The 12,112-nt window shown below is 58.7% G+C and carries 10 protein-coding genes; 5 read left to right on the top strand and 5 right to left on the bottom strand.

From position 1 onward, the window contains the following. The first annotated feature begins 26 nt into the window (after positions 1 to 26). Positions 27 to 281 (top strand): hypothetical protein, encoded by a 255-nt coding sequence (locus tag ACIQTW_RS20340; RefSeq protein WP_402941062.1) that lies wholly within the window; start codon positions 27 to 29, stop codon positions 279 to 281. Positions 282 to 953: 672 nt separating this feature from the next. Here ACIQTW_RS20340 and ACIQTW_RS20335 read toward each other — a convergent pair. Continuing rightward, complete coding sequence (locus tag ACIQTW_RS20335) at positions 954 to 1,256, bottom strand: hypothetical protein (protein ID WP_402940868.1); 303 nt, start codon at positions 1,254 to 1,256, stop codon at positions 954 to 956. 223 nt (positions 1,257 to 1,479) lie between these two features. On the opposite strand from ACIQTW_RS20335, the gene mobC reads away from it, so the two are divergent. The 3 genes from mobC to ACIQTW_RS20320 are packed head-to-tail and all read left to right on the top strand — an operon-like array spanning position 1,480 to position 4,763. After that, entirely contained in the window at positions 1,480 to 1,872 is a 393-nt protein-coding gene (mobC, locus tag ACIQTW_RS20330) for a plasmid mobilization relaxosome protein MobC (protein ID WP_402940865.1), read from the top strand. A gap of 2 nt (positions 1,873 to 1,874) precedes the next feature. Continuing rightward, positions 1,875 to 3,512 carry a relaxase/mobilization nuclease domain-containing protein gene (locus ACIQTW_RS20325; protein ID WP_402940863.1) on the top strand — a complete coding sequence of 546 codons (1,638 nt, stop codon included), beginning with the start codon at positions 1,875 to 1,877 and terminating at the stop codon, positions 3,510 to 3,512. 30 nt (positions 3,513 to 3,542) lie between these two features. Continuing rightward, the gene (locus ACIQTW_RS20320) at positions 3,543 to 4,763 is read left to right on the top strand and encodes a hypothetical protein (RefSeq protein ID WP_402940860.1); all 1,221 of its coding nucleotides are present in this window, start codon (positions 3,543 to 3,545) and stop codon (positions 4,761 to 4,763) included. 134 nt (positions 4,764 to 4,897) lie between these two features. Here ACIQTW_RS20320 and ACIQTW_RS20315 read toward each other — a convergent pair whose 3' ends face one another. Continuing rightward, positions 4,898 to 5,056, bottom strand: a complete 159-nt coding sequence (locus ACIQTW_RS20315; protein ID WP_402940857.1) for a hypothetical protein — start codon at positions 5,054 to 5,056, stop codon at positions 4,898 to 4,900. 174 nt (positions 5,057 to 5,230) lie between these two features. On the opposite strand from ACIQTW_RS20315, the gene ACIQTW_RS20310 reads away from it, so the two are divergent. Continuing rightward, positions 5,231 to 8,299: a hypothetical protein gene (locus ACIQTW_RS20310; RefSeq protein WP_402940854.1), complete on the top strand. Its 3,069-nt coding sequence runs from the start codon at positions 5,231 to 5,233 to the stop codon at positions 8,297 to 8,299. 1,034 nt (positions 8,300 to 9,333) lie between these two features. Here the strand turns inward: ACIQTW_RS20310 and ACIQTW_RS20305 are convergent. From ACIQTW_RS20305 to ACIQTW_RS20295, 3 genes are read right to left on the bottom strand one after another with little or no spacing between them, the layout of a single operon-like run. Further along, positions 9,334 to 10,161, bottom strand: a complete 828-nt coding sequence (locus ACIQTW_RS20305; protein WP_223932763.1) for an ABC transporter ATP-binding protein — start codon at positions 10,159 to 10,161, stop codon at positions 9,334 to 9,336. Further along, complete coding sequence (locus tag ACIQTW_RS20300; protein ID WP_402940851.1) at positions 10,145 to 11,092, bottom strand: ABC transporter permease; 948 nt, start codon at positions 11,090 to 11,092, stop codon at positions 10,145 to 10,147. The genes ACIQTW_RS20305 and ACIQTW_RS20300 overlap by 17 nt, the downstream gene beginning before the upstream one ends. Before the next feature lie 12 nt (positions 11,093 to 11,104). Then, positions 11,105 to 12,091, bottom strand: coding sequence for an ABC transporter substrate-binding protein (locus ACIQTW_RS20295; protein ID WP_402940848.1), 987 nt, complete (start codon positions 12,089 to 12,091; stop codon positions 11,105 to 11,107). Positions 12,092 to 12,112 lie beyond the last annotated feature (21 nt).

The following is a 12,112-nucleotide window of genomic DNA, read 5'->3' as shown; positions in this document are numbered from 1 at the left end:
CGCTTTCAGGAGGTCCATTGGCCATGATGAAATCCAACCAGAAGAAGGGGCCCTACTTCACGGAAGAGGACCTGCAACAAATCCGTGCAGCTGTCCAAGCCGTGGGGGAGCTGGAGGGGTATGCGTCCATTACGGACTTCGTTGAAGCAGCCGCCCGCCGGGAGCTCCGGCGTCTGCAGCGCAAGTACAACGACGGCCGGAAATGGCCGGGAGTCGAAGCCGGGCAACTCCGTCCAGGGAGGCGGACCCGTGCCGAGACAGCAGCGAAAGAGGACCGGTAAATGATCCGGCCCAGACCCAAACCCGCAGCCCCTGCACCGGGGAAACGCGTCCTCATTCAGGACGTGATGCCGTACGAGATTCCCGACCGGCTTGAGGACCTTCACGGGCCGGCAGAAGGACTGCTGACTCTCCCGCAGCACGTGTACTGGGGGCCGCAGGCCGATTGTGATTTGAACCAGGCTGAAGGAGTCATCAAGGCTTACCAGGCTGTTCTGCGCGTAGGCACGCAGGCCGATCAAAAGGAACTTCTAAACGCGGGCCTTCTCTGTGAAATCTGGTCTGACCTGATACTTCCAGTGAGATGCAGGAAGCTTTGGGAGGACCGCTTCCCCCGCCTGACTCAAGACGCCAGATAACCAGCATCACGACTCCAAACAAACAGTCAGGGCCCGTACCTTATGGAACAGGCCCTGGCTGTTTGCGCGCCGCTAAGGATGTGGGCTGGGTGGTGGGTCCTGGGGGAAACGAAGAGCACCGCAGCGTCGATCCCCCCTGCCGCTCTGAAAGTCTCCGCCAGCCCCGGTTCCGGTGCCCGCATGCCCCCGCCACCCCGCCGGCCGTTCATGTCATCAAGGCAGGAAAAGCCAACCCAAGATGGTAGGTGCGCCGGCAGTGACGAGTCTTGGACCATGGGAAACAGTGCCCCTGGTGCCCTTCTTCTGGGCGAGGTGCTACTGCTCAGCTGATCCCGTGGAGGAAGCCGTTTCCCGCGTCGCCTTTTTGCCGCGCGGGCGGCCGCCGGCTTTCTTGCCCGGGGTATCCAGACCGAAGCCGCGCAGATCTGTTTCAGTCCAATCCGCACGCAGTGCAGCCTGGTAGTCCTTCGCATATTTCTGCTCTGCTGCGGCGAGTAGCTGGGAGGCCTCCTGGAGTTCGACGCTGCTGGCCGCTGCGTTCTTTACGGCGTTGACCTTAGCGTCCCTGGCAGCGTCAATTTTCGCGGCCGCTTTGGCGGCAATGTCGTTGATGTCCATGAGGCCAGTCTACGGGTTCGGACCGACACCCGGAGGGAAGGTTTCTCCCGAGTCCCGCAGAGGGACGAAAAACCCGAAAACTCAGTAATGCGGAGCAAGCTATACACTTACACGGGTGTAAGCGGCTTGTCGTCCTCGACACTGGCGGTCGAGTACGGCACACTTGTCAGTGTGGTCCCCGGATCGGGGTCGCTGCGCTGGGCCTTTGAAGGGAGGGATTGGGATGTCGGAAGAGGAAAGCACTCACCGCCCCAATCTGTCCCGCCGTCGTCGTGCCAACACTCCGGCAGGGACGAAGAAGCGCCGTGACGTGTGGGTCACGGTTGAAGAGGAAGCGGCTCTCGTTGCGAGGGCCGAACGGGAGAAAGTGACCGTTCCGAACCTGCTGGTTTCATCGGCCCTGGCAGAACGCACTGATTCACCGACCGAGCGCCGTGCCATCGGCGCGGAGCTGATGCAGCTGCACAACTTGTTGGCGCGTTCTTCGAACAACATTAACCAGCTTGCACGGCAGGCCAACGCGACGAGCGAGTTCCCGGTTGAGGCTCGCGAAGCATTGAAGCATCTGCGTTCCGTGGCCATGCGAATCGACCGCGCCATTGAGGGGCTGATGTAAGGATGATTCCGAACATCACACGCGGTTCACGTATGGGTGGGCTCATGGTGTATCTGGCGTCCACCGACTCGGACAAAACGAAGAATGCGCACAGTGATCCGCACCTGGTGGCAGGCGACGCAGCGATCATGAGCTGGTATGACGACGGGATACTGGACAGGGATGATGCCCTGGCTATTGCCAAGCACCTTGACCAGCCACGGAAGCTTTTCGGGGTCTCCGTCAAGATCAAGGACTTCCAGTGGGATGCTGCAAAGAAGGAGCGGGTCCACGTTGGTTACAAGGACGCCAGTGTCTGGCATTGCTCGCTGAGTCTGCGCGCCGAAGAGGGCGCATTGACGGACCAGCAGTGGGGCGACATCGCAAACGATTTCATGGATTCGATGGGCTTCACTGCCGCCAGCGGCAAGGCCCAGTGCCGCTGGGCCGCCATCAACCACGGCACCAGTGAAAACGGAAACCACCACATCCACTTGGCCGTGTCCCTCGTCCGCGAGGACGGCACCAAGGCATCCACCCACGGGGACTACAAGAGGGCACAGCAGACCTGCCGGGAACTGGAAGTTAAGTACGGCCTGGAGCAACTTTCCACCGTGTACGCCACGCGAGGCTACGACCGTGCAGAGAAAGCAACTGCCGTGCGGGACGAACGGGAAATGCACCGTATGTCCCTGGCCCGTAAAGTGCGTGCCAGTGCCAGCGCCTCAGCTACGGAAGGGGAGTTCGTCCGCCGTGCGCGCGAGACCGGTATGCTTCTTCGTCCGCGTTATGCGAAGAACACCACCGACGTCATTGTCGGGTATTCCGTGGCCGAACGACCCAAGGCCGGGGAGCGGCCTATTTGGTTCGGCGGCGGCACGCTCGCATCGGACCTGAAACTGGGTGCACTGCGTGAAGAGTGGATGGACTCACCGCACCTTGCCACCGAAGCTGCAGCCGAGTGGAATGCCGCTGCACGCAACAAGCGCACCGTCTTCAGGACCGGACCCGAGAAGGCAACACCTCCGGCGCAGGTGTGGGTGGAGTACACCCGCAACGCAACAGCCCTTGCAGAGCAGCTGCGGTCCATTCCCCGCGATGATCACGCGACCTGGGCGAAAGCCGCACGGGAAGTTTCCGGCGCGTTCGCCGCATGGTCACACCGTCTCGAACCCACACCTGGGCCACTGGCAGCCACGGCCGCTGAACTGTCCCGCACCGCCCAGCTGCGTGCACCGCGTGAGCACAGCAAGCCGGTTGCTCTTCCGTCCATTGCCGGCACCGCCATGTTGTTCATGGCAGCGTCGAGCAAGAATAAGTCAGCAGCGCAGACAGCACTCATGGTGCAACTGATCAACACCGCCTTCGCCGTGTACGAAATGCATCAGCAGTCGGGACGGACGCGCGAGGCTCAACGCATCCGCTCGGTCGTGGAGAACCAGCTCGCACCGTTCACTGGAACCATGCCCAAAGCCGCACCAGCGGAAGCAGGCCAGCAGCAATCAACAGAGTCAACGGTGCCGCCCCGTGCGATTGATATCGCACGCCGAGGCATGGTTCCCATCCGTCCCGGATCCGCCCTGCCCACCACACCAACCGCTACACCAGCAAAGACCTACCAACCCAGCCAACGCGATACCGGCCCGGGCCTGGACCGATAAGAATCACACCACTAGTGCAAGGGGAACACCATGAGTGAATCAGACGGAATGGACGATGTAATAGACGGTGGGCTGCGGCAATCGCTGATGATCGCGTCCCGCATCGCTGAGACCTTGGCCCGTCGTCGTCAGGAATCCCAAAGGCAACAGGAGCACCGAGACGCGCAGGCCGCTCAGGAAGCAGCCGCCCGCCTGGCGGCTGAACGCAGCACTGCCCACGCGGTCCTCGCACAGGTAGAAAAGGACCAGTGGTGGGACAAAGCTCAACCGGCGGACATTGCCACAGCACATGCTGTCGCTGAGGGCTGGAAAGACTACGATCCCATTGCCTTGTCCGCGTCGGAGAAGATCCGTCAGGAAGTCCTGTCCAGGTACGCCATCGACACCCGCGAGGTGGGCGGCGCCGAGCTTGAAGCCGGCATCCAGACGGCTACGACTGAGAAAGCCAAAGGTGAGCAGGCGCGTAGCCAGGAGGATGCTCGCAAAGGCGAGGCTGAGCACCAGAAAGCCACGCAGCTCATAGCCGCCGCCCGAGCCGAAGAACTCCGTGCCCAGGCTGCGAAACTCGCCCCCGAAATGGAACGCCACCAGGTGCCGGCGGATTACTTGGCCAACCCTGAACTAACCAAAGCACTCCAGCTCGCACACAACGCGAAGACCCCTAAGGCGCGCGAGGTAGCCGACGCCGAAATCAAGGAACGCATGTTCCTCATCGGGAAGGACGGCATCAACGGACCCGACATCGACCAGCTCCGCACGGAAACCACCGCCAACGTCAACGGGGCGGGAGAGGAACACTTCAAAGACCCTGCCTTCGTGGACGCCGCCAAGAAACTGCACGAAGCAAAACTACTGGCTGAGGGCGGCTTCACGGGTGACAAATGGTCGACGCAGGAGCAGCGCTATGAGCGGGCCGAGAAGGAACTCTTTGCCCGTATGGAGGCGGTCGGACGGGAGATCGAGAACCGCGTCACCGGCAACGACAGCAGCCGGCTAAAAGACCAGGGCTTGAAAACCGAAACCGCTGCACAGTCCGGCTACGGCTCAGCCGAGCACCACCAGAAATTCGCGGAGTCCCTAGCCGGCACCGGCGCCAACGAAACCCAGATCCGTGGCCGACTCGCAGCTGCCCGCAGCGAGGGCACACACCCGAGAGCAGCAGTGACAACCGGGAAGGCCGCCGAGGCCCGCAAATCCCGCAGAGGGGCCTCCGTAGGAGCTGAGCGCGGGAAGAGCGGACTGTCGCGTTGACTACCAACAGAGGAAGGGCGTCACGTTTCAACGTGACGCCCTTCCTTTGTGTTGGCAAACTAAGTACTGATTCTTCATATGCAGGAAGAAAGTCGTAGTCCGGGTTGAGCGCTTCCCACCAGATCAATAGGACGTCACAGATAGCTGTTTGCCTCCGAGTCCTCCATCCTCAATTGGTCGGTGACTTCGTTGTACGCCTCGTTGGGGGATTTGAGGTCGCCATTAGATTCGCTCAGCTTCATTTGCACGGTCTGTTTGACCATGGTTGAGGTGTAGGGTTGCTCGCCCGTCATCTGAACTGTGTCAGGATAGGAGTCAGATGATTTCCGGTGCCTGTGCTGACGACCAGTCCTGATGTCTACTCCACCAGCTCCCTGGCTGGTCCAACTCCGCTGTTTCTGCGCCCTTGATGAACCACCACGTCGTCTACGTCGTGTCCCTGGGGTCTGTGGGCGATGATCAAGGGTATGACTAGCCGTCTCGCGCTCGAAAAACGAATAAGATACGAACTCAGTACGTTGGCTGAGAGTAACGCCCACCACGATTTCGAAGCCATATGCCTGGGTCTTGCTCGCGGACGCATCGCGACGAATCTTATGCCGGCGACTGGGCCAGTCAGTGCTGGAGGGGACCAGGGGCGAGACGCGGAGAGCTTTTGGACCCACCTTCCCTCCGAGGTGGCAATCCTTTCATCTTTTGCGCTGGGTGCGACCCAAGAGAATGTTGTCCTCGCTTGCACGATCCAGCAGGCGGACGTTCCCACTAAGATCCGAAGAGATCTGCGTTCCATTTGCACACAGGGCGGACACGTTGACCGGGTCGTCTTCTTCACTCTAAGTCCTGTCTCTGTGGCGAAGCGTCATGAATTGCAGCAACAGGCAAGAGACCTTCACGGTATCTCCTTGGATATCTGGGATGGCCTAGCCGTAGCAAAAGAGCTCTCGGAACACGATCTGTACCACTTAGCCGTCGATTACCTGCACCTTCCTAGTGACCTTGCCCCTGAACGGCCGGTCCCCGAAAGTCCCAGGCCGGATTGGTACGTGGAAGCCCTATCTCGGTGGAGCACACGTCCAAACTCGCCGTCCACGATCGGTGATCTTGTTGATCTGAGGGAGGGGCTGAGGCTCGCCAGTACCGACTCTCTGTTTGCAGCGGACCTGCCCAATTGGTTGACGATGGCTAAGCAACTTCTCGCAAATGCCAACAGCGAGGATGTCGCCGTTCGAGCACAATTCGAAATTGCATGGGCGACGATGCGCGGTACCGAAACACTGCTGCCAGCAGACGATATGCTTAAGGCTTTTTTCGGTCTCGTGCCTGGGTCGCTGGAGGATCCGGGCATTCTGCGTGACGGTACCATGCTGCTCGATCTCGGCTATGCCGCGATGCTTCGACGAACAACCAGCATCGATCGATGTCAGCTGGAGACGTGGCATGGAGCTTTGGCGGGCAAAATTGACGCGTTATTAGGAGCAAGCCCATACCCCAATGCGCGAGCCATGTTGCTTTCGCTCCAGGCCTATCTAGCACTGCATCAGAGGTACCCAGCCGGGGAACTGCCTGAACATGGGGAGATGCCTTCCATGTCCGACACCATGTCTGCTCTTCGTGGCACTGTCCAAATTGATGCGCATCACGGGGTGAGCGGCATTGAGTTGATGGATGTCGATAAGGGTATGAAAGCGCTGGGAGAACTTGTAGAGCTCCTTCCCGAAGCCCCCCTTTTTCCGATCCGCGACACTGCCGACATTTTTGGCCTCTACACGTCCCAGTTGGTGGACCACCCTCTGTTCGGAAAAGTGCGCGACGGGCTGGACGACGCTTTGGAACGAGTAGAAGGTGAATCTGGCCGTGGTAGTCGAGCTCTTAATCGCGCGCTTAGACTCATCGAAGTAGATCGACTACTAGACGCGCTTCATGAACTTCACGTCGCCAAAGCCAGTTGGTGGCACGGCGACACTCTCGAAGGAAGCATCGAGATGTTTATGTTGATCTCTAGGGTCTACTACCAGCTGAATTTGCCGCATGCGGGCAAACTCTACGCCTTGGCGGCGACGACCGCGGCTCACGACGCCACTGACCCCTCGTTGAAGCACTATGTGGCGCATGGCCTTGTGGCTGCCGCCACCTGCGATCACCACGCTGGTCAATCCCTTACCGCCACTCGGACCTTCAATCTGGGGCTGCTTGCTCGAAGTCACTATGGTGACCGCTCTGATCAATTGGAAGTTCATTCGGCTGTGACGAACATGCTGCAGGACCAATGCCATATATTCCGGGCAGCGAAAGCGGTGCGGCCGTCTCTTGTTCCGTTACTCTCGTCATTACTTGAGCCCACCAACGTCATGGAAGCAGTCACGTCGGTGCTGGATGCTGTAGGCGGAACTAAACCCATGACGGAGTCCGAAATTGCAGATGCAACGGATCGTTCCGGAATGGGGAGACTGTTCAGTGACGTTGGACCTACCCGCTACTATCGTTGGGCTGCCTTGGGGCTTACATGGCAGGTGCAGTGTAAGAATGAACGACAAGCTGTACTAGCCACGGAGCGCTTTATAGCCACAACTCAGATTGTCCTTAGCGAGTTTGCCCGGCATGATGCACATCTTCTAGTGGAGCCCCTACTCATTGACGTGAGTGTCGATGCGAGAAATGGACTGGGGGGTGCAGGGTGGGTCGACTGGATCTCGGATAAGCGAGGCGGGCATTGGAACCTCCACCTAACCCCTGGTGATGGTGCTGACCGTGAAGCCTTACAGCTAGAATCGCTCGGTGCGGCCATGCACTTTCTGGCTTCCCAGTCCCTACTCAATCAAGCTGACTTCAGTGCCGTGATGGACACCTTGTTTGCAGGGGGTCTATCACACAAGTCGTCAATTGTGAGGTCGTACGACGAGCTCGCGGACCTAGCAGAAGGTGCAACCTATGCTGCTTTTTCCGAGCGTGAGGAAACACCCGTGGGACGGAGTGATCCATCATCAATTAGCAACCCGAGCCCCGACATGCAGGAGCTTCAGGGTTTGGCGGCCTCCTACGAGGCAAATAGGAACAAGATCCACGAGAACATCGCCTACCGGTACGCGCGGCTTCCTGCGGTGATCGGCCCGGTGTTGGGCCTCCTCCAGCAGGACACTCAATTCACATTCATAGCTAAACGACTTCGCCGAGAGGGATGGCTTGACTGGCATCTGCTTCTTGCTATTGCCAACATCGTGGTCAATGGCCGAGCGGCCGCGCGTGGTATCCGACTAAGTAGAAACATGACGGCCAGCGAACAGCGGGCTTTCATCGACCTGATTCACGAGCCCGCCCGTACTAGTGACCCCGTCCTTCCCACTAGTTCTTTCACTGAAGACAGCCTTCGGATCCATCTGTCTACTGCAGCGGTGTCGGGCCTAGGTACTTTGGGTCTCACCCTTCACAAGAAGGCTGTTCCCACCGAAGCGATCCTAAGTTTCCTGGGTGACAGATACCGCTACTGGGAAGACGACTCCGAGCATGAGCCGTACTTCCCGGGAGCACCCAAGTTCTAACTCTAAAGACGTGTGCCCCCAAACCGATGGCTGGACTGAACCCGCGGAGAAAGTCCTACGGGAAGATGGCGGCCGTTGATCGTGCATCAGATGCCGATAGTCATCGTTCAACACGACATAATCTCCGTTATCGGTACTTAAAACACGGGGCTGGAGATAGCTGCTGGAACTCCTCAACAACCTATTTTCCCTTGGATAGCATGTGGCTTTAGTTGCCTGGGCGACCTGTGTAGCGAGTCAGTTCATTCGGGAGATCCAGGTCGACTCCGAGCCAGGCTATCCAAGCCCCGGTGCGGCACTTGGCACCGCTCAGAGAGCGGTATGTGCGCGACGTTGCGCACGACCACAGAATGGAGCCTAAGCTGGTCCATTCTGCTTGAGCCCAGTCGCGGGTAGGTCATAGAGGGGGTGGTACGCAGGCAGTGTCCCGAGGGATGGCTGCTGGAGCATCCGCCAGGTGGTCGGCTCGCTTTTTGCTGGAGGCATCAAGGTGCCCTCGCTCAGAAACATCGTGCGCTGGCCTTCTGCATTGGGGCTCCACCACCCGGTCATAGGGCAATGTTCACCGGTCCGGGCCCAACGAATACTGCGCTTCTTCATTTCAATGCTCCTTTCTCGTCAGGGATTTGAGGCTGAGCGGCGTTTACGCAAACCCAAACTTCGTAGTCCTCGGCCTTCTCAAACATCTGTCGAGTGCAAGTGCCGTCTGCAGTCAGCCACATAACTTCCGAATCTGAAGTGGCCTCTTCGATGAAACCTCTTCGCACAACGTTGTCCCGACGTCTTACCTCCACGAAGTGACCTCGCAGGTGGGACCAGCCGTCATATCTGTACATCTCGATCATGAGTACTACCTGCTGTCAAAGGGCTGAAATCATGTGGCTTGCGGTGGCGAGCTCCACGGGTGGGGCATAATGCACGGCTCGAGGGCCTTTGGCGTGGTGGGCGCAGCCTCTACATGAGCCCTGCGCCCACCACCTGCGTTCACCTGGTTCGCGGTTTAGTCGTGAACTGAAAACGGAGACGTTATCCGTTCACGATGCGGTCAGCATCGTTTCGTCAGGCAGGGACTCCCCCGCGTGGGCTGCGAACTGGGCGGAGATTTGCTGGACGCTCTGGCGCTGCATTTCGTCCTTGTTCAGATCCATGACTATGGTTCCGGCATGCAGCATCAGCAGCCGGTCGGCGTGTTTGAGCGCGTGCGCCATGTCGTGAGTGACCATGAGAGCTGTTGTTCCAGACTCTTTTACGATGCGCTCAGTGACTTCCTTGATTCGTTGGGCACTGTTGGGGTCGAGAGCCGCCGTGTGTTCATCGAGGAGCATTACAGCCGGTGAGCCGAGGGCGGCGATGGCAAGGGCGATCGCTTGCCTTTGGCCTCCGGAGAGGCTCTCTGAGGTCGCATGAAGCCGGTTTTCAAGGCCCATGCCCAGCATCTCGATCTGCCTCACGGCCAGCTCTCGAACTGCCTTGTTTCTGGCAGGAGTCAGCCTGTATCTCTGACGGGTGCCAGAGAGGGCCATGGCGAAGTTTTCCTCGACGGTTAGCGATGAAATCATGTTGTCTTGCGGATTCTGACGCACACGGCGAACTAGGGGAACCCGCTTCCAGGAAGGGAGGAAAGTTATGTCTTTTCCACGGACTGAGATCCGTCCTGAGTCTGGCAGAACTGTTCCCGAGACCATGTTCAGAAGGGTGGATTTACCTGCACCGTTGGAGCCCACGACGGCGACTGTGGTTCCCTTCTCGATGGTCAGAGAGAAATTTGTGATGACCTTGTTGACTTCTTTGCCAAGTCCCTTGAATTGCTTGGCAAGATGGACGATCTCCAGGTCGGGGGCTGAGTTAGAAGAAACTAGCAACACGGTCCTCCTCGTAGAATTTGACGCGTGACATTTGGAGATTGTTTCGTCCGCGTTTGGATGTAAGTCCGGTGAGCATGTTGCCGTTGTTCCGCAACCACACGACGAGCACAACAAGTGCTGCTGTGATCAGCTGAACAAGGTTTGGATTGATGCCCAGTTGGATCGCGTAGACCACAACGAGCCGGTAGATGAAGACCCCCAGGATGAGTCCGATGAGGATAAGGGTTGTCTTGTTGGTGCGGACAAGGCTGAGCCCAACCATCATTCCTGCGAGTCCGATGACGATGATTCCATTTTGTATGGTGACGTCCATGAAGCCTTGATTTTGGACGATCAAGGCACCCGAGACGCCGGCGAGCCCGTTGCCGATCGCCAAACCGACGACCTGCCTGGATTCAGTTCTGATGCCCAAACCTCGGGCCGTTTGAATACTCTGGCCTGAGGCGATCAAGGAGACACCATACTGTGTGCGGAGGAAGACCAGAATTGCAGCGCTCAGAAGGATCGTGATGGCAGAGCCGGCGAGTATCGTCGACATCTGGGGGGTCAGCCCCAGACTCTGGAACCAGGAGAAGACGCTCTTTTTGCCCATCAGAGAGAGATTTCCGCTGCCCATGATGACGAGCGCCACCGAATATGCGGCCGCCGAGACCAGGATGCTTGCCAGCAGGACGTTAAGTCGAAGCCACAAGTGCATCGCAGCGGTCACGAGGCCTGTAAGAGCCCCGGCAATCATTGCGACCAGGATTGCGACGAGTGGGTTCGCTCCATTAATCGCCAGGACGGCTCCCGTCGCTCCGCCGATGCCAAACGATCCTTGCATCGTGAAGTCGGGCAGGCTTAGGACGCCCATGGTGATGTAGATACCTAGGACGAGCGGGATGTATAGCAGCCCCACCTGGACTGCGATAGTGATTGATTCAAGCACAGAATTTCCGTTCTACTTCTTCTTCAAGAGCTGGTCTTTAAGCGAGTCAGGCAGAGTAAGACCGAAGGTCGAGAGTTTGTCGGTGGCGATGTCGAAGCCTCCGACGTGGGGGATGACAACCGGGGTGGTTGCTGGGTCCTTCCCGTCCAAGATGCCCAGCATCAGCTTGGCGCCCTCGGTGCCTACGTCGACATAGTTGTAACCGGAGGCCAGCACTGCCCCCGCGTCGACGGCCGACGTTGTCCCGCCGAAGACCGGGATCTTGGCAGCGTCTGTAACTGCAGTGATTCCCGCGGCGGCACTGATGGTGGTTGTATCGCCCGGGATCATGACTGCATCAACGCGACCTACGAGACTTTGAGCCGCCTGGGTAACGTCGGCTCCGGTCGTAATGGTGGATGTGATGTTCTTGAGACCCAACGAATCCATGTGTTTCTGCGCGGCTTTCGCCAGTGTGTCTCCCGCAGGGTCACCCGTCTTCCAGATAAGACCGATGGTCTTTATGGACGGATCCAGTTTGATCATGGCGTCGATATCGGGAGCTGGGTCAAGGACGTCGGCCACGCCCGTGACGTGCCTTCCCGGCTTATCCATTGATGCCACGAGGCCGGCTTCCACCGGGGTGGACGAAGCCAGGAACACGACCGGGATTCCGTTGGAAGCATTGGCCTGTAGCTGCGCTGCTGCAGTTCCTACTCCCCCGATGACATCGCAACCGCTGCTGATGAACTTCTGAGCAATGCTCTGCTCGGTGGCCGGGTCAGCGTTGGGGTTCTCGATGACGACTTTGAGTCCTTTAGCCTTGGCGTCAGCCAAGCCTGTCTCCAGCCCAGCCATGATGTCCGTGATCGCTGTGGCTGTCGCATACTGGTCGATGCAGACGGTTTTGCCTGAATACGGATTTGAGCTCTCTGCCGGTGACGGACTTGAGCAGCTAGAGAGTGCTAAAACGGACACGCCGAAAAGGCCGGCGAGAGCCGAAGGCTTGATAATGCGCATAGTGAGTCCTTACTGGGGTGT

The sequence above is a fragment of the Paenarthrobacter sp. NPDC090517 genome (assembly GCF_044769165.1).
Classification (GTDB): Bacteria; Actinomycetota; Actinomycetes; order Actinomycetales; family Micrococcaceae; genus Arthrobacter.
This window is presented reverse-complemented; position numbering and strand designations above follow the sequence as displayed.